The organism is Cupriavidus sp. IDO (genome assembly GCF_000812465.1).
In the GTDB taxonomy this organism is placed as follows: Bacteria; Pseudomonadota; Gammaproteobacteria; order Burkholderiales; family Burkholderiaceae; genus Cupriavidus.
Window position 1 is genome coordinate 180,179 of the sequence record NZ_JWMA01000055.1, and the last position, 23,853, is coordinate 204,031.

19 protein-coding genes and 1 tRNA gene are annotated in these 23,853 nt (G+C 65.1%); 6 read left to right on the plus strand and 14 right to left on the minus strand.

The window, feature by feature from the left end; all coding sequences use genetic code 11:
- Nucleotides 1-5 precede the first annotated feature (5 nt).
- Both RM96_RS18315 and hrpA read right to left on the minus strand, forming a co-directional pair.
- Nucleotides 6-929, minus strand: a complete 924-nt coding sequence (locus tag RM96_RS18315) for a YVTN family beta-propeller repeat protein (protein WP_443112260.1) — start codon at nt 927-929, stop codon at nt 6-8.
- A gap of 205 nt (nt 930-1,134) precedes the next feature.
- Nucleotides 1,135-5,193, minus strand: coding sequence for an ATP-dependent RNA helicase HrpA (gene hrpA, locus RM96_RS18320; RefSeq protein ID WP_039012600.1), 4,059 nt, complete (start codon nt 5,191-5,193; stop codon nt 1,135-1,137).
- 23 nt (nt 5,194-5,216) lie between these two features.
- Here hrpA and argA point away from each other — a divergent pair, with 23 nt between their 5' ends.
- Together argA and RM96_RS18330 are read left to right on the plus strand one after the other, a co-directional pair.
- A complete protein-coding gene (gene argA, locus RM96_RS18325) occupies nt 5,217-6,650 on the plus strand; it encodes an amino-acid N-acetyltransferase (protein ID WP_039012603.1) in 1,434 nt (477 codons plus the stop codon).
- 91 nt (nt 6,651-6,741) lie between these two features.
- Nucleotides 6,742-7,014: an oxidative damage protection protein gene (locus RM96_RS18330; RefSeq protein ID WP_039012604.1), complete on the plus strand. Its 273-nt coding sequence runs from the start codon at nt 6,742-6,744 to the stop codon at nt 7,012-7,014.
- 75 nt (nt 7,015-7,089) lie between these two features.
- On the opposite strand, the gene rpiA is transcribed toward RM96_RS18330, so the two are convergent.
- On the minus strand, nt 7,090-7,776 hold the full coding sequence (rpiA, locus tag RM96_RS18335) for a ribose-5-phosphate isomerase RpiA (RefSeq protein WP_039012605.1): 687 nt from the start codon (nt 7,774-7,776) through the stop codon (nt 7,090-7,092).
- Between the two features lie 157 nt (nt 7,777-7,933).
- On the opposite strand from rpiA, the gene tal reads away from it, so the two are divergent.
- Nucleotides 7,934-8,890 carry a transaldolase gene (gene tal / locus RM96_RS18340; protein ID WP_039012606.1) on the plus strand — a complete coding sequence of 319 codons (957 nt, stop codon included), beginning with the start codon at nt 7,934-7,936 and terminating at the stop codon, nt 8,888-8,890.
- 27 nt (nt 8,891-8,917) lie between these two features.
- Here the strand turns inward: tal and RM96_RS18345 are convergent, their stop codons facing one another.
- The 3 genes from RM96_RS18345 to rnr all read right to left on the minus strand — a co-directional run bounded on the left by RM96_RS18345 (nt 8,918) and on the right by rnr (nt 13,122).
- On the minus strand, nt 8,918-9,685 hold the full coding sequence (locus tag RM96_RS18345) for an SIR2 family NAD-dependent protein deacylase (protein ID WP_039012608.1): 768 nt from the start codon (nt 9,683-9,685) through the stop codon (nt 8,918-8,920).
- A gap of 2 nt (nt 9,686-9,687) precedes the next feature.
- Nucleotides 9,688-10,431 (minus strand): 23S rRNA (guanosine(2251)-2'-O)-methyltransferase RlmB, encoded by a 744-nt coding sequence (gene rlmB, locus RM96_RS18350; protein WP_039012672.1) that lies wholly within the window; start codon nt 10,429-10,431, stop codon nt 9,688-9,690.
- A gap of 99 nt (nt 10,432-10,530) precedes the next feature.
- Nucleotides 10,531-13,122, minus strand: a complete 2,592-nt coding sequence (rnr, locus tag RM96_RS18355; RefSeq protein ID WP_039012609.1) for a ribonuclease R — start codon at nt 13,120-13,122, stop codon at nt 10,531-10,533.
- 70 nt (nt 13,123-13,192) lie between these two features.
- Here rnr and RM96_RS18360 point away from each other — a divergent pair.
- The 3 genes from RM96_RS18360 (at nt 13,193) to RM96_RS18370 (ending at nt 14,782) form a co-directional block, all read left to right on the plus strand.
- A tRNA-Leu gene (locus tag RM96_RS18360) sits at nt 13,193-13,279 on the plus strand.
- 352 nt (nt 13,280-13,631) lie between these two features.
- The gene (locus RM96_RS18365; protein ID WP_039012610.1) at nt 13,632-14,066 is read left to right on the plus strand and encodes an Rrf2 family transcriptional regulator; all 435 of its coding nucleotides are present in this window, start codon (nt 13,632-13,634) and stop codon (nt 14,064-14,066) included.
- A gap of 104 nt (nt 14,067-14,170) precedes the next feature.
- Entirely contained in the window at nt 14,171-14,782 is a 612-nt protein-coding gene (locus RM96_RS18370) for an NAD(P)-dependent oxidoreductase (RefSeq protein WP_039012611.1), read from the plus strand.
- Nucleotides 14,783-14,848: 66 nt separating this feature from the next.
- On the opposite strand, the gene RM96_RS18375 is transcribed toward RM96_RS18370, so the two are convergent.
- The 8 genes from RM96_RS18375 to der all read right to left on the minus strand — a co-directional run.
- Nucleotides 14,849-15,418 (minus strand): phosphoribosyltransferase, encoded by a 570-nt coding sequence (locus RM96_RS18375; protein WP_039012612.1) that lies wholly within the window; start codon nt 15,416-15,418, stop codon nt 14,849-14,851.
- 125 nt (nt 15,419-15,543) lie between these two features.
- On the minus strand, nt 15,544-16,884 hold the full coding sequence (locus RM96_RS18380; protein ID WP_039012613.1) for an adenylosuccinate synthase: 1,341 nt from the start codon (nt 16,882-16,884) through the stop codon (nt 15,544-15,546).
- An 86-nt stretch (nt 16,885-16,970) separates the two neighbouring features.
- On the minus strand, nt 16,971-18,122 hold the full coding sequence (locus tag RM96_RS18385) for an ATP phosphoribosyltransferase regulatory subunit (protein ID WP_039012615.1): 1,152 nt from the start codon (nt 18,120-18,122) through the stop codon (nt 16,971-16,973).
- A 189-nt stretch (nt 18,123-18,311) separates the two neighbouring features.
- Entirely contained in the window at nt 18,312-19,226 is a 915-nt protein-coding gene (gene hflC / locus RM96_RS18390) for a protease modulator HflC (RefSeq protein ID WP_039012617.1), read from the minus strand.
- 10 nt (nt 19,227-19,236) lie between these two features.
- On the minus strand, nt 19,237-20,592 hold the full coding sequence (hflK, locus tag RM96_RS18395) for an FtsH protease activity modulator HflK (protein ID WP_039012618.1): 1,356 nt from the start codon (nt 20,590-20,592) through the stop codon (nt 19,237-19,239).
- A 105-nt stretch (nt 20,593-20,697) separates the two neighbouring features.
- Complete coding sequence (gene hflX / locus RM96_RS18400) at nt 20,698-21,930, minus strand: GTPase HflX (RefSeq protein ID WP_039012619.1); 1,233 nt, start codon at nt 21,928-21,930, stop codon at nt 20,698-20,700.
- Nucleotides 21,931-22,159: 229 nt separating this feature from the next.
- The gene (hfq, locus tag RM96_RS18405) at nt 22,160-22,399 is read right to left on the minus strand and encodes an RNA chaperone Hfq (protein WP_012353158.1); all 240 of its coding nucleotides are present in this window, start codon (nt 22,397-22,399) and stop codon (nt 22,160-22,162) included.
- Between the two features lie 211 nt (nt 22,400-22,610).
- Nucleotides 22,611-23,853, minus strand: a 1,243-nt coding sequence (gene der, locus RM96_RS18410; RefSeq protein WP_039012621.1) for a ribosome biogenesis GTPase Der, incomplete at its 5' end; no start/stop codon positions are given.

Sequence of the window (23,853 nt, forward strand, 5' to 3'; positions counted from 1 at the left end):
GCTTCTCAATACAGCGGCGCGCGGGTGCGGAAATAGATGCCGTGCGGCGACTTGCCCACGCGCACCGTCTTCATCAGCTTGCGGCTGGCCACATCGACCAGGCCGACCGAGCGTGCCCAGCGGAACGACACCCACAGCGTCTTGCCGTCAGCGGTCAGTTCCATGTCGTCGGGACCCGGCGGCAGGCCGGTGATATCGCCCACCTTGGTCAGGGTCTGCTGGTCGATGATGCTGATGGTGCCCGAGACCCGGTTGCTCAGGAACAGGTGGCGCTTGTCGCCGACCGCGCGGAAGTTGTGCGCGCCCTTGCCGGTCTGGATCTGCTTGACCAGGGTGCGCGTGCGCCAGTCGATCACGGCGACGTAGTCGGCGCCGGTCATGCCGACCAGCAGGTATTTCTGGTCAGGCGTGACCCAGATCCCGGCCGGCGCCGAGCCGATTTCCATGCGCCACATCACCGTCAGCGTGTTCAGGTCGATGGCTGCGACTTCGTTGGAATCCTGCAGCGTGATGAACGCGATGCGGCTGTCGTTGGTGAAGGCGATATGGCTGGGCGTCTTGGCCAGCGGGAACTGCTTGGCCATCTTCAGCGCCTTGCCGTCCCACCGGTAGACGTCGACGCGGTCCAGCCGGTTGCCGGTTGCGACGAACCACTTCTGGTCCGGCGAAAAGCCGATCTGGTAGGGATCGTCGATATTCGGCACGCGCTGCTGCACCTTGCCCGACACCGGGTCCAGGAACACCAGGTCATTGCCGACCGCATTGGCGATGATCAGCGACTTGTCGTCCGGCGTGGCAATCAGGTGATGAGGCTCCTTGCCGACCGGAAAGGTCTCAAGCACCTTCTGCGTGTCTTTGTCGATCAGCGTGACGGTTGCATCACCCGAATTGAGCACCACCACGACTTCCGCCGAAGCCGGCGCCGCCATCAGCCCCAGTGCCAGGGAGCCGACCGAAACCGCACCAGCAACAAAACGACGCAATACTTGCATAAGACCAGTGAATCAATGATTAATCAGGCATTCTAACGGTTCGGGAGGCGGTTCCGATGACGCGTCACCTGACGGCGGACAAGGATCTCACAAATACTTACACTTCTATGCGCCGACGCGACCCTGTGGCCGATCATCCGCGTCAGCGCTGCATCGATTCCCACACTTTCTGCAGGCGCTTGACCGACATCGGCACCGGCGTGCGCAATTCCTGCGCAAACAGTGCGACCCGCAGTTCTTCGAGCATCCAGCGGAATTCATCCAGCCGTGCATCTTCCACGCCGCGGCCCTGCGCGCGCAGTTGCTTCTCGGCCCGCTGCCACTGCTGCATCAGCGGCGCCATCTCCTGCGTGCGCTGGCTGTCGCGGCCCGGATCGCCCTTGATCTTGTCGACCCGCATGGCGATGCCCTTCAGGTAGCGCGAGAAATGCACCAGTTGCGTATAGGGCGTGTCGGCGATGAACTGCTTGCCCATCAAACGCCCAAGCTGGCCTTCCATGTCCGCGTAGGCCGCCGCGAATGACTTCGCCTGCAGCAGCTTGCGCGGCAGCCCCGCGTACTCGGCCAGGATCACCGCCGCCAGGCGGGCGATTTCCTGTGCCAGGAGCGACAGCCTGGCGCGCCCTTCGTCCTTGCGCGCGACAAATTCCGCTTCGTTGCGCGGCAGCGGCGCCTGCAGGCAGGCCCGCTCCAGCGCCAGCATCACGATCTGGTCGCGCAGCATTTCCTGCGTGCCCAGCGTCATGTACTGCATGGCCATCTGCTGCAGGCCCGGGATGTTCTTTTCGATGAACTTGACCTGTTCGCGCAGCTGCAAGGCGAACAACCGGCGCAGGCCGAGATAGTGGATGCGCGCCGCCTCCTGCGGATCGTCGAAGACTTCCACATCGCAATGCGTGCCGTAATCCACCAGGGCCGGGTAACCGAACAGTGTCTGGTTGCCCTTGCGGATTTCCAGCAATTCCGGCAGCTCACCGAACGACCAGGACGTCAGCCCCTCGTACTGCCCGGCCTCCGCCGCCGGCACGTCCCTGGCGGCGATATTCTGGAACGACTGCTGCGCCTGACCGCCAAGCTCCGCCCGCAGCTGCGCCAGGTTGCGGCCCATTTCCAGCTGGCGTCCGTGCTCGTCGATCACCTTGAAGTTCATGAAATGGTGCGCGGGCAGCGTTTCCAGCTTGAAGTCGGCCCGCTTCACCATGGTCCCGGTCTGCTCGCGGATATCGGCGATCAGCACGTCGACCAGCTCGCCCTCGCCGAACGGCTGGCGCGAGACAAACCCGCCCGCATATTCCGGCAACGGCACGCAATGGCGGCGCAGCTTCTGCGGCAGGGACTTGAGCAGCAGGTGGACCTTCTCCTTGATCATGCCCGGCACCAGCCACTCGGCGCGCTCCGGCCGGACCTGGTTGAGCGCGTACAGCGGCACGGTCAGCGTCACGCCGTCGCGGTGGCTGCCCGGCTCGAAGTGATAGGTCAGGCCCATGTCGGCGCCCGACACCGCCAAGGTCTTGGGGAACAGGTCGGTCGTGATGCCGGCCGCCTCGTGCCGCATCAACTCGTCGCGATTGAGGTACAGCAGCTTGCGGTCTTTGGCGCTTTCGGCCTGGTACCACTTCTCGAACGTGACCTGCTGGCAAATGTCGGCCGGAATGGCGCGATCGTAGAAGGCGTAGATCAGCTCGTCGTCGACCAGCACGTCCTGCCGGCGCGACTTGTGCTCAAGGTTCTCGATCTCGCGCACCAGCCGCTGGTTGTGGGCGTAGAACGGCAGGCGCGTGTCGAACTCGCCTTCGACCAGCGCGCGGCGGATGAAGATCTCGCGCGCTTCCTTCGGATTCATCGGGCCGTAGTGCACTCGGCGATGCTGGTAGACCACCAGCCCGTACAGCGTGGCCCGCTCCATCGCCAGCACCTGCCCGGCCTTCTTTTCCCAATGAGGATCGCTCCAGCTCACCTTGAGCAGGTGGCGGCCCACCTGTTCCAGCCATTCCGGCTCGATGCGCGCCAGCGTGCGGGCGAACAGGCGGCTGGTCTCGACCAGCTCCGCCGCGATGATCCAGCGGCCGACCTTGCGCGCGATCAGCGAGCCCGGCCACAGATGGAACTTGATGCCGCGCGCGCCGAGGTACTCGCGGCCCTTGCCGTCAGCGTCCTCCAGCTTGCAACCGACATTGCCCAGCAAGCCGGTCAGCAAGGCCTTGTGCACCTGCTCATAGGTCGGCTCGCTCTCGTTCAGCCGCCAGCCCTGCTCGGTGACCGTGGTCAGCAGCTGCGAATGCACATCGCGCCATTCGCGCAGCCGCACGTGCGACAGGAAGTTGGCACGGCACTGGTCCTGGAGCTGGCGATTGGTCTTCTTGTGGGCAACCGCTTCCTCGAACCATTTCCACAGCTTGACCCAGCCCAGGAATTCGGACTTCTCGTCCATGAACTTGCGATGGGCCTGGTCGGCGGCTTCCTGCGCTTCCTGCGGCCGGTCGCGCGGATCCTGCACGGACAGTACGCTGGCAATGATCAGCACCTCGCGCAGGCATTGCTGCTCGCGCGCGGCCAGGATCATGCGGGCCACGCGCGGGTCCAGCGGCAGCTTGGCGAGCTGGCGGCCGGTGGGGGTCAGCTGGTTCGCGTCGTCGACCGCGCCCAGCTCCTGCAGCAGCTGGTAGCCGTCGGCGACGGCCCGCCCGAGCGGCGGCTCGATGAACGGGAAGGCCTCGATATCCGTCAGCCGCAGCGCCTTCATCCGCAGGATGACCGCCGCCAGCGAGGAACGCAGGATTTCCGGATCCGTGAAGCGCACGCGCCCGACGAAATCGGACTCCTCGTAAAGACGGATGCAGACGCCGTTGGCCACCCGGCCGCATCGGCCCGCGCGCTGGTTGGCGGCAGCCTGCGAAATCGACTCGATCTGCAGCTGCTCGACCTTGTTGCGATACGAATAGCGCTTCACGCGCGCCAGCCCGGCATCCACCACATAGCGGATACCGGGCACCGTCAGCGAAGTTTCCGCCACGTTGGTCGCCAGCACGATGCGGCGCGCGTTCGACGGCTTGAAGACCCGCTCCTGCTCCTGCACCGACAGCCGCGCAAACAGCGGCAGGATCTCTGTATGCGGCGGATGGTGCTTGCGCAGGGCCTCGGCGGCCTCGCGAATCTCGCGCTCGCCGGGCAGGAATACCAGCACGTCGCCGGGGCCAAGCCGGCATAGTTCGTCGACCGCATCGACAATGCCGTCGAACAGGTCGCGCTCGCGCGCCTGGGCGCTCTTTGGCGAGCCGTCCGCCGGGGCATCCTGGCCGATCGGCCGGTAGCGGACCTCGACCGGATACAGGCGGCCGCTGACCTCGATCACCGGCGCCGGCTTGCCGTTGGACGCGAAATGCTCGGCGAAGCGCTTCGCGTCGATGGTGGCCGAGGTAATGATCACCTTGAGGTCCGGCCGCTTCGGCAGGATCTGGCGCAGGTAGCCAATCAGGAAGTCGATATTGAGGCTGCGTTCGTGCGCCTCGTCGATGATGATCGTGTCGTAGGCGCGCAGCAGCGGATCGTTCTGCGTCTCGGCCAGCAGGATGCCGTCAGTCATCAGCTTGACCGAGGCGCCCGACGACATGGCGTCGTTGAAACGCACCTGGTAACCGACGTGCTCGCCCAGCGGCGTGCCCAGCTCCTGCGCGATGCGCTTGGCGGTGGACGTGGCCGCAATCCGCCGGGGCTGCGTGTGGCCGATCAGGCCACCACCCTCGCGCCCGGGGCCGCGCCCGATCGACAGGCAGATCTTGGGCAACTGCGTGGTCTTGCCGGAACCGGTCTCGCCCGAGACGATCACCACCTGGTTGGCCAGCAGCGCGGCGGCGATTTCGTCGCGTCGGGCCGAGACCGGCAAGGCCTCCGGGAAGGTGATCGGCGGCAGCGGGTTGGCCTGGCGCGGCGGCCGGGGCTGGCGCGGCTCGCGCCGGCGCTCCGGCTCGCCACCTGGGGGCGGCGAAGGAGGCCGGTTTTCCGAGAAGTTATCGGGGCGCGGACCGGAACGCTGCGCCGCCCGTCTGGCGGGCTGGCCGGCGGACTGGGTGGCGGGCTTTGGAGGCTGGCCCGGCCGCTTGCCAGGCTGAGTGGCTTGCTGGTCGTTGGGCCGGGGCGCGGGCCGGCCGCTGCCAACAGGCTGGCGCGGCGAAGAAGGCTTGACGGGGCGTTGTTCTGACATTGGCCGGGATTATAATCCGCGGCATGAATGCCAGAACCGACGCGCCGCAGGAGGCGCCCGCCCCGTCCGAGCCGGCTGAGCCCCAGCCCGGCGCCGTTTCCCTGTCGCCCGTGGCCGAGCCGCCGCTCGACGCCACGGATCGTGGCGCTCCCGACCAGCAGCAGTTCGTCGACTGGCTGCGCACGGTCGCGCCGTATATCCACGCGTTCCGGGGCAAGACCTTCGTCATCGCCTTCGCGGGCGAACTGGTCAAGGCCGGCGTGCTCAATGCGCTGGTCAATGACGTCGCGCTGCTGCACGCCATGGGCATGCAGATCGTGCTGGTGCACGGCTCGCGTCCGCAGGTGGAAGAGCAACTGGCGCTGCGCCATGTCGAATCCCAGTTCGCCGACGGCGTGCGCATTACCGACAACGCCGCGCTCGAATGCGCGAAGGAAGCCGCCGGCGAGTTGCGTCTCGATATCGAGGCCGCGTTCAGCCAGGGCCTGCCCAATACGCCGATGGCCGGCGCCCAGCTGTCGGTGATCTCCGGCAACTTTGTCACGGCCCGCCCGGTCGGGATCGTCAATGGCGTGGACTACCAGCACACCGGGCTGGTGCGCAAGGTCGACGGCGAATCCGTGCGCATGTCGCTGTCGCATGGCAAGGTGGTGCTGCTGTCGCCGCTGGGCTTCTCGCCCACGGGCCAGGCGTTCAACCTGTCGATGGAGGACGTGGCCAGCGCCACCGCCACCACGCTCAAGGCCGACAAGCTGATCTTCATCACCGAGGTGGCGGGCGTGTTCGACCCGGTCGGCAAGCTGATGAAGGAAATGTCGCTGCGCACCGCCGCTGAGCGCCTGCAGAACAACCACCTGCAGCCCGATGTCGCCAATTACCTGGAGCATCTGGTGAAGGCCCTCAAGGGTGGCGTGCCCCGTGCCCACCTGATTCCCTACTCGCTGGACGGCTCGGTGCTGCTGGAACTGTTCCTGCATGACGGCGTCGGCACGATGATTTCCGACACCGACCTCGAGAGCCTGCGTGAAGCCACGCTCGACGACGTAGGCGGGATTCTGCAACTCATCGCGCCGCTGGAGCAGGATGGCACGCTGGTGCCGCGCGGACGCCACCTGATCGAGCGCGACATCGCCAATTTCTCGGTAATCGAGCACGACAGCGTGCTGTTCGGCTGTGCCGCGCTGTATGACTATCCGCGCGAAAACATGGGCGAAATGGCCTGCCTGACGGTTTCTCAGGAGGCACAGGGCACCGGCGACGGTGAGCGCCTGCTCAAGCGCATCGAGCGCCGCGCCCGCGCGCTGGGGCTGGAACGGCTCTTTGTGCTCACTACCCGCACTGAGCACTGGTTCCTCAAGCGCGGCTTCGTGCACGCGACCGTGGACGACCTGCCTGAAGACAAACGCAAGCTCTATAACTGGCAGCGCAAATCCATGGTGCTGATGAAAAAGCTGTAAGCGCGTAGGGGCAATCGCGGCCGCGGACCGGCCAACTCCCCTGCTTGGCTACAATAGCGCCAGCTACGTCAAACGAACACAAGGAGTCCCCATGGCCCGCATGGTCCATTGCATCAAGCTGAACAAGGAAGCCGAAGGCCTCGACTTCCCGCCCCTGCCCGGCGAACTGGGCAAGAAGATCTGGCAAAGCGTCTCGAAAGAAGCCTGGGCCGGCTGGCTGAAGCACCAGACCATGCTGATCAACGAAAACCGGCTGAACATGGCTGACACCCGCGCGCGCCAGTACCTGCTCAAGCAGACCGAAAAGTACTTCTTCGGCGAAGGCGCAGACCAGGCGCAAGGCTACGTGCCGCCGCAGGCCTGAACACGAGCGCTACGCTCCATGAAAAAAGGGGTGCCGCCGGCACCCCTTTTTACTTTCCGCGGAACAGACAAGCCGTCAGAAATCCGTGCGGCTCACACCCTCGCCGGTTCCCAGCAGCAGCACGTCGGCGCCACGCAGCGCGAACAGCCCGACCGTGACCACGCCCGGCATCTGGTTGATGGCCTGCTCCAGGCCGCGCGGATTTTCGATCTTCAGGCCGGCCACATCAAGGATCACATTGCCATTGTCGGTCTTGTAGATCCCGCCTTCCTTGGTCATGCGCAGGCGCGGCTGGCCGCCGAAGGCGGCGAGCTGGCGTGCCACGGCCGCACGTGCCATCGGAATCACCTCGACCGGCAGCGGGAACGCGCCCATCGTCCTGACGAGCTTGCTGCCATCGGCGATGCAGACAAAGCGTCCGGCCACCGAGGCGACGATCTTCTCGCGCGTCAGCGCGCCGCCACCGCCCTTGATCATGGCGCCGCTGGCGTCGATTTCGTCGGCACCGTCGACATAGACCGGAATCTGGTCGACCTCATTCAGGTCGAGCACCTTGAAGCCATGCTGCTGCAGGCGGCGGGTGGAGGCTTCCGAGCTGGATACGGCACCCGCGAAGCGCTCCTTGAACGCCGCCACGGCGTCGATGAAGAGATTGGCGGTGGATCCGGTGCCCACGCCGAGCACGGCGCCTTCGGGGACTTCCTGCTTCACATAGTCGGCCGCGGCTTGCGCCACCATCGCCTTGAGTTCATCCTGAGTCATGACAACAGCCAGATTGCGTTGGGGGAAGCGCGTAGTGTAGCGGATTGCGGCGGCGCGGCCCGCTGCCGACGGTACAATGAGCCAGACAGCACGCGCGACGGCCGGGACAGGCCGCGTGCCACCGACGACTCACCTCGACTGCAACGACTTACCGACTATGAACCAGCTCGAACAACTCAAGCAGTTCACCACGGTGGTGGCCGATACCGGCGACTTCCAGTTGATGAAGCAGTACACCCCGCGGGACGCGACCACCAATCCGTCGCTGATCCTGAAGGCGGTGCAGAAGCCCGAATACCGCCACCTGCTGGAGCAGGCCGTGCGCGACCACCACGGCAACGGCGGTATCGATGCCGTCATGGATGCCGTGCTGATCGCCTTTGGCTGCGAGATCCTGGCTATCGTCCCGGGCCGCGTTTCGACCGAGGTCGATGCGCGCCTGTCATTCGATACCAACGCCTCGGTCGAAAAGGCCCGCCACCTGATCAAGCTGTACGAGCAGCGCGGCGTGGCGCGCGAGCGCGTGCTGATCAAGATTGCCTCGACCTGGGAAGGCATCCGCGCGGCCGAGATCCTGCAGCGCGAAGGCATCCGCTGCAACATGACGCTGCTGTTCTCGCTGGTGCAGGCGGTGGCCTGCGCCGAGGCCGGCGCACAGCTGATTTCGCCGTTCGTCGGGCGAATCTTCGACTGGTACAAGAAGCAGGCCGGAGACCAGTGGAATGCCGCGGCCAACGCCGGCGACAACGACCCCGGCGTGCGCTCGGTGCGCCAGATCTATGACTACTACAAGAAGTTCGGCTATCCGACTGAAGTGATGGGCGCCAGCTTCCGCAGCACCGCGCAAATCCTGGCACTGGCGGGCTGCGACCTGCTGACCATCAGCCCGGAACTGCTGGAGCAGCTGGCGGCCGGACAAGGCCCGGTGGCCCACAAGCTCTCCGTGGATGAAGCGCAGGCTGGCAATGTCGCCCGCATTGCGGCAGATGAGCCGGCATTCCGGTGGCAGCTGAACGAAGATGCGATGGCAACCGAAAAGCTGGCCGAGGGCATCCGCCTGTTCGCGGCGGATGCGGTCAAGCTGGAAAAGCTGATTGGGGAACTGACGCAGTAATTCCCGGCACAGTCCGCCGGCTGCGAATCAGCCCGCGGACTGCGGCCACAGCAGCGGCAGGCAGGCGCCTGCTGCCGCCTGCAGCACCACATCGGCAGTCTGGTCCAGCACCGACGGCTGCGGATTCACCACGATCACCGGCGCGCCATGCTCCCTGGCCAGGCCTGGCAACCCCGCAGCCGGATAGACCAGCCCCGATGTCCCGACCACGAGGCACAGATCGGCACTCTCCGCCGCATGCTCCGCACGAAAACGCGCCACGCGCGGCAGATCCTCGCCAAACCAGACCACCCCCGGACGCATCAGCGCGCCACACAGATTGCAGCGCGGCGGATTGCCAGGCAGTGCCGTGGCTTCGTCGCACCGGCCGCACCCGTTGAGCCACTTGTTGGCGAACAGGTTGCCGTGCAGTTCGATGACGTGCTGGCTGCCGGCCCGTTGATGCAGTCCGTCCACGTTCTGCGTGACCAGCGTCACGGGCTTCTGCGCGGCCAGCGCCACCAGCGCATAGTGCGCGGGGTTCGGCCGCGCCTCCGCCACCAGTTCGCGACGATGCAGGTACCACTCCCACACCAGGGCGGGCTGGCGCCGGTAGGCCTCTTCGCTTGCCAGCTCCTCGGGATCGAACTGTGCCCAGAGGCCCGTCAAGGCGTCGCGAAATGTCGGCACGCCTGACTCGGCGGAAATCCCCGCTCCCGTGAGCACGAACACGCTGCGCGCGTTCGCGATCAGGCGCCGTGCCTCGCCCATTCCGGGCCACGGTTCCGATGTCGGGACAAGGGGATCGCCGCTCATGGTCAGCGCGGCAGGCGCCGCTGGCGCACGGCCTCGTAGAGGCAGACGCCGCTGGCGACCGAGACGTTGAGGCTTTCAACGCCGCCAGCCATGGGGATGCCAACCAGCTCGTCACAGGTTTCGCGGGTCAGGCGGCGCATGCCCTCGCCTTCGGCGCCCATCACGATGGCCATCGGCCCCTTGAGGTCGATGTCATAGAGCGTCTTCTCCACGCCGTCGGCCGTGCCGACGACCCAGATGCCGCGTTCCTGCAGCTCGCGCAGCGTGCGTGCAAGGTTGGTCACGGTGATATAGGGCACGGTCTCGGCCGCGCCGCTGGCAACCTTCGCCACGGTGGCGTTCAGGCCGACGCTGCGATCCTTCGGCGCGATCACCGCATGCGCGCCGGCGCCGTCCGCCACGCGCAGGCAGGCGCCCAGATTGTGCGGATCCGTCACGCCGTCGAGGATCAGCAGCAGCGGCGTGCCTTCGATACCGTCAAGGAGTTCGTCGAGATTGAGTGCCAGCGCCACGTCTTCGGCGCGGGCCACCACGCCCTGGTGGCGGTCGGTGCCGGCCATGCCGCGCAGGCGGTCGGCATCCACCGGATGCAGGCGCACGCCCAGGCTTTCGGCCAGGCGGATGAAGTCCTGCATGCGCCGGTCGCGCCGGGCAGTTTCTACGTAGACATCGGTCACGCCCTTGGCGTCTTGGCGCAGGCGCGCGGTAACGGCGTGGAAGCCGATCAGGAGTTTGTTTTTAGCCATGGCGCGATTGTACTCGCCAGTCGCCGCCGACGGCCCTGCCGGATGGCAGATCACCCCGGCCGGAAGCCGCTCCCGCGGCATTCCGGCCGGCGCCTGGCATCAGCGCTTGTGCGCCGGGCGGCCGCCCCTGGCGGGTGACTTGCCGGCGTGGGTCTTCGCCGCTGTCTTGCGTGGCTTGTCCAGGTGGGACGGCTTGGGCTTCGCGGCATGCTTGGCCGGTTTGCCGCCGGTTTTCACGTGCGGCTTGAGCGGTGTGATGACGGCCTCGAACACCGGCTGCTCCTCGATCACGCGATCGAGGGTCTCGTCGAACGACTCCTCCGGCTTGGAGGTGCCGCCCAGCAAGGCCGCCAGCTGGCGTCCCTTCTTGCGCGCCGGCACCGCGTGCGCGGCCGGAACGCGGGGCTGGGCCTCCGGCGAGGCCACACGGGCGCGCAGGGTCTTGGCCGACGGCTCCTGCACCAGGCGGAAGTCGATCTTGCGTGCATCAAGATCCACGCGCGAGACCTGCACGCGCACCCGGTCGGTCAGCCGGTAGCGGATGCCGGTGCGCTCGCCGCGCAGTTCGTTGCGCGCTTCGTCGTACTGGAAGTAATCGCTGCCGAGCTCGGTGACATGCACCAGGCCTTCGACATACAGCTCGTCGAGCTGGACAAAGATGCCGAACGACGTCACCGCGCTGATGGTGCCGGCAAAGTCGCTGCCCAGCTTGTCGCGCATGAAGTAGCACTTGAGCCAGGCTTCGACATCACGCGAGGCCTCGTCGGCACGGCGCTCGTTGGCCGAGCAATGCAGCCCCAGCTCGTCCCAGATGGCCTCGTTGCGCTTGGCGCGGGCCGCGGTCAGTTCGGCCTTCTGCTCGGCGTCCTTCGCCTGCAGCCGGCGCGCCTTCGGCGAGATGGCGGTATTGAACTCGGTACCGTGAGCAAAAGCCGGCTGGTACTTCGTATGCGCCAGGACCGCCTTGATGGCCCGGTGGACCAATAGGTCGGGATAGCGGCGGATCGGGCTGGTGAAGTGCGCATAGGCCTCGTACGCCAGTCCGAAGTGGCCGATGTTATCCGGGCTGTAGACCGCCTGCTGCATGGAGCGCAGCAGCATGGTCTGCAGCATCGGCGCGTCGGGGCGGGACTTGATCTTGTCCATCACCTCGGCGTAGTCCGATGCCTGCGGCTTGTCGCCGCCGCCCAGCGCCAGGCCCGCGGTCTTGAGGAAGTCGCGCAGGTTCTTCAGCTTCTCCTCGCTCGGGCCGGCATGGATCCGGTAGAGGGCGGGATGCTTGAAGCGTTCGAGGAAATCGGCCGCGCAGACGTTTGCCGTCAGCATGCACTCCTCGATCAGGCGGTGCGCGTCGTTGCGCGTACGCGGCAGGATCTGCTCGATCTTGCCCTGCGCGTTGCAGACGATATACGTTTCGGTCGTGTCGAAGTCGATCGCGCCACGCGCGCGCCGCGCCTTGAGCAGGACCTGGAACAGCTCGTACAGGTTCTGCAGGTGCGGCACCAGTTCGCCGCGCTTATGCGCCTCGGGGCCCTTGGTATTGGACAGGATCGACCAGACCTCGTTGTAGGTCAGGCGCGCGGCCGAGTGCATCACAGCCGGGTAGAACTGATAGCCCTTGATTTCGCCCTTGGCAGTGAGCACGGCATCGCACACCATGCAAAGCCGGTCGACCTGCGGGTTGAGCGAGCACAGGCCGTTGGACAGCTTCTCCGGCAGCATCGGAATCACGCGGCGCGGGAAGTAAACCGAGGTGGCACGGTCGAGCGCATCGGCGTCCAGCGGCGTGCCGGGGCGCACGTAGTGCGACACGTCGGCAATCGCGACGATCAGGCGCCAACCCTTGGTGCGGCCAATCTTCACCGGCTCGCAGTAGACCGCGTCATCGAAGTCGCGCGCGTCTTCACCGTCGATGGTGACCAGCGGCACGTCGCGCAGGTCGATACGGTGCTCCAGGTCGGCCTGGCGCACTTCGTCCGGCAATGCTGCCGCTTCCTTGGCGGCGGCTGGCGAAAATGCATGCGGCACGCCGTACTTGCGCACGGCGATCTCGATCTCCATGCCGGGGTCATCGATATCGCCCAGCACTTCCACCACACGGCCAACCGGCTGCACGTAACGGTCCGGGTACTCGATCAGCTCGACGCTGACCACCTGCCCCACACGCGCCTTGCCCTGCGCCTTGGGCGGGATCAGGATGTCCTGGCTGATGCGCTTGTCTTCCGGCGCCACCACCAGCACCCCGCCCTCGCTGAGCAGGCGGCCGATCACATAGCGATTGGCGCGCTCGATGATCTCGACGATCTGGCCTTCGGGCCGGCCGCGCCGGTCGTAGCCCACCACACGCACCTGTGCGCGGTCGTTGTGCATGGCCTTCTGCAGCTCGCGCTCGGGCAGAAAGATATCGTCTTCGCCGTCATCGCGGATCAGGAAGCCGAATCCATCGCGGTGCCCCTGCACCCGGCCGACGACAAAATTCGGTTGATGCGCCAGTTCGTAGCGGCCCTTGCGGTTCAGTTCGATCTGGCCGTCGCGTTCCATCGCCGCCAGGCGCTTCTGGAAACCGTCATGTTCCTTGCGCGTAACCGCCAGGGCCTTGGCGATATCGCCGGCCGACAGGGGCGACCCCGACGTTCTCAGTACGCCGAGGATTTCTTCCCGGCTGGGGATCGGATAGTTATTCTGATTCAATTTTTTCTGGAAACTGTTTGACAAAAGTTTTGCGGTCGCTATAATGAGCGCTTCGGTTGTTTCGACACCTGCCCAGGTGGCGGAATTGGTAGACGCACTAGGTTCAGGTCCTAGCGGTGGCAACACTGTGGAGGTTCGAGTCCTCTCCTGGGCACCAGATCACCGGAAAACCCGCAGCGCTTTCTAGCCCTGCGGGTTTTTTGTTTTCCGCGCTGTGTTTGAACACCTGATCCGGCAACTTGCACTCCTTGCTTGGCAGCCTGTTGGCTGGCGACACTGCATTTGAATACATACGGAACTCCCGTCCGTGATACCCGTCTTCCGGGACGGACATTGCCAAGCCTCGACGCCCGGCAATGTGAATGAGTGTATCAGTTTCAGTGGCGATTCCGGCATTATCGCGGCAGGATTCGCACTCGACCCGATAATCAGGCACCAGAACTCCAACATACCGAGCTTGACACGCCCAATCATGTGTAACTACTATAGTTTCACATCGAGCCTACACCATGAGCACCAGCAGTCGGTTTGCCGTCGCCGTCCACATCCTCACCCTGCTTGCCGGGGCGAGCGAGCCGTTGCCGTCTTCGTTGATCGCGGGGAGCGTAGGCACGAATCCCGCGCTGATCCGCCGCCTGATCGGACAATTGACGGAGGCCGGGATGGTCAGCACCACCATGGGCAGCACCGGCGGCGCAGCGCTGGCTCGCCCCGCGCAGGACATCACCTTGCTCGAAGTGTTCCGCGCGGTCGAGACCACGGCCCTGATCACGCTGCACCAGAGCGCACCGAATCCGGCCTGCATGGTCGGACGGGAAATCACCGGCGCGCTCCGGAAGGTAGCCGACCAGGCACAGGCAGCCATGGACGATGCGCTCGCCGGCATCACGATTGCCGGCATGCTCGCCGATGTCGAGCGTGCCTCCCAGCGCCGCAAGCGCTGATTTTTTTTAACGCGATCTGTAACCAAATTGGTTTCAGATCAAAATCGAATGCGCACAGCGCAACCCTGACCACCAATCAACAACCTGAGCACAAAGGAGTGACCATGAAAATCGCCATCATCGGAGCCACCGGCCGCGTAGGAACGCGCCTGATCGACGAAGCCCTGCGCCGGGGCCACGAAGTCACGGCTATCGCTCGCCATGCCAGCCGCATCGATGCCCGCCCCAAGCTGACCACCCGCGATGTGGATGCCACCGACAGTGCGGCACTGGCGAACGCCCTCGCCGGCCAGGATGTCGTCATCAGCACGGCCCGCTTCGTGCAACTGAGCGCAGAACAGGTCCTCAGCGCAATGCGGCAGGCCGGCGTGGCGCGCCTGCTGGTGGTCGGCGGCGCCGGCAGCCTTTACGTGGCACCGGGCGTTCAACTGGTGGACACGCCGGGATTCCCCGAAGCCTACAAGACCGAGGCACTGGCCGGGCGCGACTTCCTCAACGCGCTGCGCGGCGAAAAACAGATCGACTGGACGTTCATCTCGCCGTCCGCATTGTTCGAACCGGGCGAGCGCACCGGCAAATATCGCGCTGGCGAGGAATCCCTGCTGACTGACGCAGCGGGCAAGAGCTGGATCTCGATGGAAGATTTCGCCATCGCGATGCTCGATAAAATTGAAAAGCCGGCGCATTCGCGCCAGCGATTCACAGTGGGCTACTAAGCGAAGCAAGGTCCCGGCCGTTGCAGGCCGGGGCCGCGGCGCAAGCTCCTGCGCCGCCTCAGCCTGTCACTCAGCCGAATTGCCGCCTTCCAGGGCAGCGCGCTTGCCGCGCTTGAGCCAGGCCGCGAGATTGTGCGGACGCAGGGTGTCGTACTCTTCGAACGGCTGATGAATCCAAGGGTTCGAGGGCAGGAACGTGACGTGGTAGTCCGGCTCCACCTTGGAGCAGGCCTTGTACCACAACACCGCAGAACGAACCTCCGTTACCGCCGGGTAGCGCTCCTTCAGGTGACGCCCGACGCGTTCCAGCGTGATGCCGGAATCCACGAGGTCGTCGACCAACAGGATCTTGCCGGACAGCTCGCCGCGGGTCATCGTGATGTACTGGGCGATATCGAGGTCACCCTGCTGCGTGCCGGCGGCTTCGCGATAGCTGCTGGTCGCGAGGATGGCCAGCGGCACGTCGAAGATGCGCGACATCTGGTCGCCCACGCGCAGGCCGCCGCGCGCGAGGCACAGGATCTTGTCGAACTTCCAGCCCGACTCATGCACATTCAACGACAGACGTGCGATCAGGCGATGGTATTCATCCCAGGAGACCCACAGGTTCTCTTCGTCGTTCGTTGGCAGGTTCATGATTTGCTCTTTCTAGCTTCTGGTCGGTTGACCGATATGGTTCGGCCCGCTTGCGCGGGCCGATATGTTCTTGCCGGGCCGCGTCGCTCGTGGCGTCGCGGCCTTTGCGGACTACTGCTGCCGGGTCAGGCCAGGTACGGGTGACGCAGCAGGATGGTCTCGTCGCGATCGGGACCGGTCGAGATCATGTCGATCGGAATGCCGACCACTTCCTCGACGCGCTTCAGGTACACGCGTGCCGCTTCCGGCAGCGCATCCCACGCCTTCACGCCGAAGGTCGATTCGTTCCAGCCGGGGAATTCTTCGTAGACAGGCACGCAGCGCGCCACGGCATCGGAGCCGCGCGGCAGGATATCGACCGTCTGGCCGTCGAGGGTGTAGCCCACGCACAGCTTGATGGTTTCCAGGCCATCGAGCACGTCCAGCTTGGTCAGGCACAGGCCCGACACGCCGTTGATCTGCACCGAGCGCTTCAGCGCGGCGGCATCCAGCCAGCCAGTGCGGCGCGGACGGCCGGTCACCGAGCCAAACTCCTTGCCGATGTTGGCCAGGCGCACGCCCACCGGATCCTGGCGGGCAGGATTGTCGTTGTCGTACAGCTCGCTCGGGAACGGACCGGCGCCCACGCGCGTGCAATAGGCCTTGGTGATGCCCAGGATGTAGTTCAGGCGGCCCGGGCCGACGCCCGCGCCGGCCGCGGCCGCACCGGCCACGCAGTTGCTCGACGTCACGAACGGGTAGGTGCCGTGATCGACGTCCAGCAGCGTGCCTTGCGCGCCTTCAAACATGAGGTTGCCGCCTGCAGCGTTGACTGCGTACAGCTCGGCCGACACGTCGGCGACCATCGGTGCCAGGCGCGGCGCGTAGGCCAGCGCTTCGTCCAGCGTCTTCTGGAAATCGACAGCCTCAGCGCCCAGGTACTGGGTGAGCATGAAGTTGTGGAGATCGAGATTCTCGCGCAGGCGCTCGGCGAATTGCTTCGGATCGAACAGGTCCTGCACGCGCAGCGCGCGGCGTGCCACCTTGTCTTCGTAGGCCGGGCCGATGCCGCGGCCGGTGGTACCGATCTTGGCTGCGCCACGGCGGGCTTCGCGCGCCTTGTCAATGGCCACGTGGTACGGCAGGATCAGCGTCGCGGCTTCGGAGATGCGCAGGCGGTTCTGCACCTGCAGGCCGGCAGCTTCGAGTTCTTCGATTTCACGGAACAGCGCTTCGGGCGACAGCACCACACCGTTGCCGATGTAGCAGACCGTGCCGTCACGCATGATCCCCGACGGGATCAGGCGGAGAATGGTTTTCTTGCCGCCGATGATCAGGGTGTGGCCGGCGTTGTGACCACCCTGAAACCGCACCACGCCCTTTGCATGGTCGGTAAGCCAATCGACGATTTTTCCTTTGCCTTCGTCACCCCATTGGGTGCCGATCACGACGACATTGCGTCCCTGGCCTACTGCGGATGCGGACATATTGCTTTGGTCAATAGGTTAAAAACGTATTCTACTCTTGTTGCCGGGCGATTCTCGCATTTTGCGAGCCGGATCGCCCAAGCGAATCAGCGCGGCACCACCACCCAGCCGCCATCCTGGCGCACCAGCTGGCGATCGCAGTTGAATTCATCGAGCTCATGGGTGTGGCCAGGCAACGACTGGATCACGATTTCGCCGGCAGCACGCAGTGCCACGATGGCCGCCCGCAGCGCGGGATCGGCATCCCACGGCGCGAAAATCGCCAGCGCCCGGACTTCCACGGGTGACAGTGCCGCCACTTCACGCAGATCCAGCGAGAAGCCGGTCGCCGGACGCGCGCGACCGAAGGCCTCGCCCACCTTGTCGTAGCGGCCGCCACGGGCCACGTAATTGGGCAGGCCGGCCACGTATGCCGTGAACATCACGCCGCTGTGGTAGTGGTAGCCACGCAGGTCGGACAAGTCGATATTGACGCTCGCCCCGCGCACCTGCGCCGCCAGCGCCGCCAGCTCGTCCAGCGCGCGGCCGATGGCAGGGCTCGCGGGCAGGGTCGCGCGGGCGCGCTCGAGCACTTCGACGCCGCCATACAACGTAGGCAATGCCAGCAGGGCATCGCGCTCGGTCTGCGGCAGACCGACGGTCAGTTCGCGCAGAGCCGGTACGTCTTTCGTCTCCAGCGCGGCGAACATCGCATCCTCGATCTTTCGGATCGAGGGCAGCCCGTCGAGCAGGGCTTCCAGGATGCCCGCATGGCAAAGGTCGAGACGGACATCCGACAGCCCCGCGGCCTGGAGCGCCGCCAGCATCAATTCCTGGATCTCGACGTCGGCTTCCAGCCCGGCATGGCCATAGATCTCGGCACCGATCTGGATTGGCTCGCGCGTGGCGTGGAAACCCGCCGGGCGCGCATGCAGGACATTGCCTGCGTAGCACAGGCGCGTCACGCCCGGGCGGTTCAGCAGGTGAGCGTCGATGCGCGCTACCTGCGGCGTGATATCGGCACGCAGGCCCATGGTGCGGCCGGACAACTGATCGACCAGCTTGAGCGTGCGCAGGTCAAGATCATGACCCGTGCCGGTCAGCAGCGATTCCAGGTATTCCAGCATCGGCGGCATGACCAGCTCATAGCCGTAGGTGCGGAACAGGTCCAGCATGCGGCGGCGCAGTTCTTCGATCTTGCGCGCTTCCGACGGCAGCACGTCGGCGATGTTTTCTGGCAGCAGCCAATGGTTGGACATGGTGAATCTCTTCTCGGTAAAACGGTTGCACCGTTCGGCCTCCTGCCGGACGGCTCCGGGCCGGTCAGCCCGGGAATTCAGATCGGCGCCCGCGCGCCCCGGCCATCACTCCGGGCGGATGCCCCCAGCCGGACAAAACCCCGGCAAGCCGGGGTTTTGTCATCTCGCCACATTCTCAGCGCGACTGCCCTAGCGGCGTCCTGCGGGCGAGCCCGACGCCCCGGCCGCCGCGGCATTGCCGCCACTGGAGCGCATATAGCGGAAAAACTCCGAGTTCGGCTCCAGCACCATCACGTCACGCTTGTCGCGGAAGGTATTGCGATACGCCTCCATGCTGCGCCAGAACTGCGCGAACTGTGGATCGCGACCAAACGCATCGGCATAGATCTGCGACGCCTTGGCATCGCCCTCGCCCTTGATCACCTGGGCGTCGCGATACGCTTCGGCGAGCACCACTTCGCGCTGGCGATCGGCATCGGCGCGAATCTTCTCGCCTTCAGCCGCACCGGTGGAGCGCAGCTCGTTGGCCACGCGCTTGCGCTCGGCTTCCATGCGGCGATAGACCGATTCACTGATGGCTGGCAGCAGATCGACACGCTTGAGGCGCACGTCGAGGATCTCGACGCCGACGGACTGCGCGTACTCGGCCATGCCGGTGCGGATGGACTGCATGACCTTCTCGCGCTCGCCGGCAACCACGTCGGCCACGGTGCGCTTGCCAAACTCTTCACGCGCCACGGCGTCGATCCGCTGCGTCATGCGGTCCTGGGCACTGCGCACATTGCCACCGAACGCCACGAAGAACTTTTTCGGATCGGTGATGCGCCATTTGACGAACCAGTCCACCACCATGCTCTTCTTCTCGGCCGTCAGGAAGCGTTCGCTGGCGGCGACATCGATCGTCTGCAGGCGGCGGTCCATGAACACCACGTTCTGCAGCGGTGGCGGCAGCTTGAAATGCAGGCCGGGCTCGCGCACCACCTGCTTGATCTCGCCGAAGGCGAACACCACGGCATACTGGCGCTGGTCGACGACGAACAGCATGGAAGACGCCACGGCCAGCAGGATAAAGAGGCCAATCGCAAAGGAAATCAGTCGGTTCATGACGGTCTCCTCAGCGCGAATCGCGGTCGCGGTTACGCATCGATTCGCGGGAACGGATGTCCGCTCCCGGCTCCGGCGCCGGCGTCGGGGTTGTCCCGGCGGCGGGCTGGCCCGGCTGCGCTCCGGCGCGGCCATCTGCAGCCTGCGACATCAGCTTGTCCAGCGGCAGGTAGAGGAGATTGTTGCCCTGGCGGGCGTCCACCAGCACCTTGGTCGAATTGTTGTAGATCTGCTGCATGGTCTCGATGTAGATGCGATCGCGCGTCACCTGGGGCGCCTTGGCGTACTCGGTCTGCACCGAACGGAAGCGGGAAGCATCGCCTTCGGCCTGCGCCGTCACGCGGGAGCGATAGCCTTCGGCCTCCTCCTTCAGACGCGCAGCCGTACCTTTGGCGCGCGGGATCACGTCGTTGGCGTAGGCCTGCCCTTCGCTGATCGCACGCTCGCGATCCTGGCTGGCCTTGTTCACGTCGTCGAACGCGGCCTGCACCTGCTCGGGCGGCTGCACGCTCTGGACGTTGACGGAAATCACGCGGATACCGGTCTTGTACGCAGTCAGGATCGATTGCACCGACTTGGCCAGCGCCTGCGCGATCTGCTCGCGGTTCTCGTACAGCACCGCATCCATCTTGTTGCGGCCGACGATCTCGCGCACCGAGGTCTCGGCGGCCTGCGTCACGAGCTCTTCATCGCCACCGCGGTCGGTCTTGTTGAAGAACAGGAATTCGCTGGCGTCCTGGATGGTGTACTGCACCGTGAAGCGAACGTCGATGATGTTCTCGTCCTGCGTCAGCATCGACGAGTCTTTCAGGTTGCTGTCCTTGATCGACGTCGAGCGGCCGACTTCCACCGAACGCACGGCCGACAGATTGACGATCTCGGCCGACTGGATCGGCCAGGGCATGCGCCAGTTGATGCCGGGGCCGGCCGAATACTTGAACTTGCCGAACTGCAGGATCACTGCGGTCTGGCCTTCCTGCACCATGAAAAAGCCACTGGCCAGCCAGATGCCGACAACGGCCGCCGCCACGACGCCGACGCCGACGCCGGAGCTCTTGCCCGGTGTGCGCGGGCCGCCGAAGCCCTGGTTATTGCCGCCGCCATTTTCCTTGCGGCCAAGCAAGCCATTCAGGCGCCGGTTGAAGTCCCGCCACAGTTCGTCGAGATCGGGCGGACCGTCCTGCGGACGCTGGTTCTGCTGGCGGTTGTTATCGCGGCCTTCCTTGTCTTCGTCGTCCTGACCGTTGCGACCCCAACGCGGGTCGTTCAGCGAGAAGATTGCGCGCAGGCGATGCCAGCCCGCGCGTAGCGGGAATCGGCCACCTCGTGTAAAGCTCGAGTCAGGATTCCGGGAGAACTGGGGCATGAAGTGCACGGGTCCGGGGAAGTTTGTAACAGGAGGATTCTAGCAGTCATCCGAGCCACTTTTGACCAATTCGCCCAATCAGGCGGCGAATCGCGGCGAAAAGGGTCAGGACCAGCGGTGATCTTCCGCGCCGGCTTCACCATCGCCATCGCTGGCGTCGTCATGGTGCATGCCGGGTTCAGCCAGCCGCGGATCGTAAGGCTCAGGCTCGGGCGGCCGGTTCGCCAGCCACTGCGCCACCTCGACGATCGACTCGCGCAGGGCGTCCAGACCGATGCCCTCGCGGGCACTCAGGAAGACCCGGGTCGGCACGCCGTCTTCATCGCGCTCGACACGCGGTCCATCGTCCATCAACTCGGGCGCGGCGTCGATCTTGTTCATGATCACGATCTGCGGGATGTCGGACGCGTTGATTTCCGCCAGCACACGATTGACCTGCTCGATCTGCTCGTGGCGCACCGGGCTGGAAGCGTCGACAACATGCAGCAGCAGATCGGCATGCACGGTTTCCTCGAGCGTGGCGCGGAACGCCGCGACCAGCTGCGTCGGCAAGTCGCGGATAAAGCCGACCGTGTCCGACAGGACGACGTTGCCAAGTCCGTCCAGGAACAGCCGGCGCGAAGTCGTATCCAGCGTGGCAAACAGCTGGTCGGCGGCATAGGCCCGCGCCTTGGTCAGGGCATTGAACAATGTCGACTTGCCGGCATTGGTATAGCCGACCAGCGAAATGCTGAGCGTGTCATTGCGCGCCCGCGCCCGGCGCTGGGTGCTGTGCTGGCGCTGCAGGCGCGACAGGTCGGCCTTGAGCCGTTTGGCGCGAGTGTCCAGCATGCGGCGGTCAAGTTCGAGCTGACGCTCGCCGGGGCCGCCGCGCATGCCGATACCGCCTTTCTGCCGCTCCAGGTGGCTCCACGCGCGGACCAGCCGCGAGGCCTGGTATTCGACCTGGGCCAGTTCGACCTGCACTTTGCCCACATGGCTTTGCGCGCGCTGTCCGAAGATATCGAGAATCAGCCCCGTCCGGTCGATCACGTGCCGCTGCAGGAAGCGCTCCAGGTTACGCTGCTGCGCCGGGCTGAGGGCGTGGTTGAACACCACCACATCGGCGTCCAGCGCGTCGGCGGCTTCCTTCAGCTCCTCCGCCTTGCCCGAACCGATAAAGAGCGCAGGATCCGGCCGCGAACGCTTGCCTGTCAGCGTATGCACCGGCGTTGAACCGGCGGTGGAGGTCAACAAGGCGAGCTCGCTCAGGCTTTCCTGGAAGTCATGCTTGCCGAAGTCGACGCCAACGAGGATGGCGCGCGAAGGTTCTGTGTTGGAAGTAGCTCTGGGATCCAAGCGGAGGGCGCGAAGCGCGGAAGAACGGGTTACGAGGGGAATCTGGCGGACGGCTGGCCTGGATGGGCTGGCCGGAACCGGAAACCGCGGTCAGACATGGACCTGGAATCCGGCTGGCGCCGGCACCCGCTGCGGCGGGGCGCCGGTACCGGGCACCATGGCGGCGCCACATGGCGCCCGCATGATGCCGCGAGGCAATGGCCGCATGCGGATGCGGCCAGGACGGAGATCAGGCTTCGGCGGAATCATCCACGCGGAAGTTGACCGCGCGCGCCGGAACAACGGTGGAAATCGCATGCTTGTAGACCATCTGCGTCACGGTGTTACGCAGCAGGACGACGTACTGGTCGAACGATTCGATATTGCCTTGCAGCTTGATGCCATTGACGAGGTAGATGGAAACCGGCACGTGCTCTTTGCGCAGCGCGTTCAGGAACGGGTCTTGTAGCAGTTGCCCTTTGTTGCTCATGGCACACTCCAAATTTATAGGTTTAGTGGTGAATAATGGGGACCAAAGTCCCCGGTTCAAGTCATGCGGCGCAAAAACGCGCCAGAAAAAAGATCAAAACGGTACCAAGTCGGCATCAACGCACAGGGAACCCCCCTGCTACCGTGAATTTAGCCGCAGTTCCAAACGAACGCAAACGAAAACTTGCCCCGCCAAAGACCCCTTTCCGGACTCAATCCTTCGAGTCGGCGTACGGGTTTTTGTTCGTGCGAAATTCGATGCGAAGCGGTGTGCCCTTCAGCTTGAACGCCGCCCGGAAACGGTTTTCCAGGTAGCGCCGGTACGTCTCGGCAACCCCCGAGAGGGCATTGCCGTGGATCACGATGATGGGCGGGTTGGACCCGCCCTGGTGGGCATAACGCAGCTTGGGCCGCGACGCCCCCACCCGTTTGGGTTGCTGGAAGGTAACTGCCTCCTCCAGCACGCGCGTGAGCTGCGGCGTCGGCAACTTCACCATCGCCGCCGCGTAGGCGTCGTCCACCGAACGCATCAAGGCGCCAATGCCTGTGCGTTCCCGCGCAGACACGAAGTGGAAATTCGCGAAGCTCAGGAATTGCAGCTTGCGCTCCAGGTCGTGCTTGATGCGATCGCGGGCGTGGCCGTCGAGCCCGTCCCACTTGTTGACGCCCACCACCAGCGCCCGGCCAGACTCAACGATAAAGCCGGCGATATGTGCGTCCTGTTCGGAGATATCTTGCTGTGCATCAAGCAACAGGACGACCACATTGGCGTCGGCGATCGATTGCAGCGTCTTGACCACCGAGAACTTCTCGATCGCCTCGAACACCTTGCCGCGCCGGCGCAGGCCGGCGGTGTCGATCAGCGTGTACGGCTTGCCGCCACGTTCGAACTCCACGTAGATGGCATCCCGGGTGGTGCCCGGCATATCGAACGCAATCACTCGCTCTTCGCCGATCAGAGTATTGACCAGCGTCGATTTCCCCACATTGGGGCGTCCGACAATGGCAATCTTGACGCCGCGATGGCCCTCGTCCTCTTCCTCGGCCAGTTCGGGGCGCTCCTGCACCGCCAGCTCCAGCGCCTCGTTGACAAGTTCGCGGATGCCGTCGCCATGGGCAGCGGAGATCGCGTACGGATCGCCCATGCCGAGCTCATAGAATTCGGCGGCGACCGAGGTGTACTTCATGCCCTCGGCCTTGTTGATTGCCAGCATGATGCGGCGGCCAGTCTTGCGCAGGTAATCCGCAATGGCGCGATCCTGCGGCGCAAGGCCCAGGCGGCCGTCGACGATGAAAATCACCACGTCGGCCTCGACCACGGCCTGCTTGGTCTGCTTGGCCATCTCGGCAACGATGCCTTCCTTGACCACCGGCTCGAAACCGCCGGTATCAATGGCAATGAAGGGGCGATCGCCGATGCGCCCTTCCCCGTAGTGGCGGGCGCGCGGCAGGGCC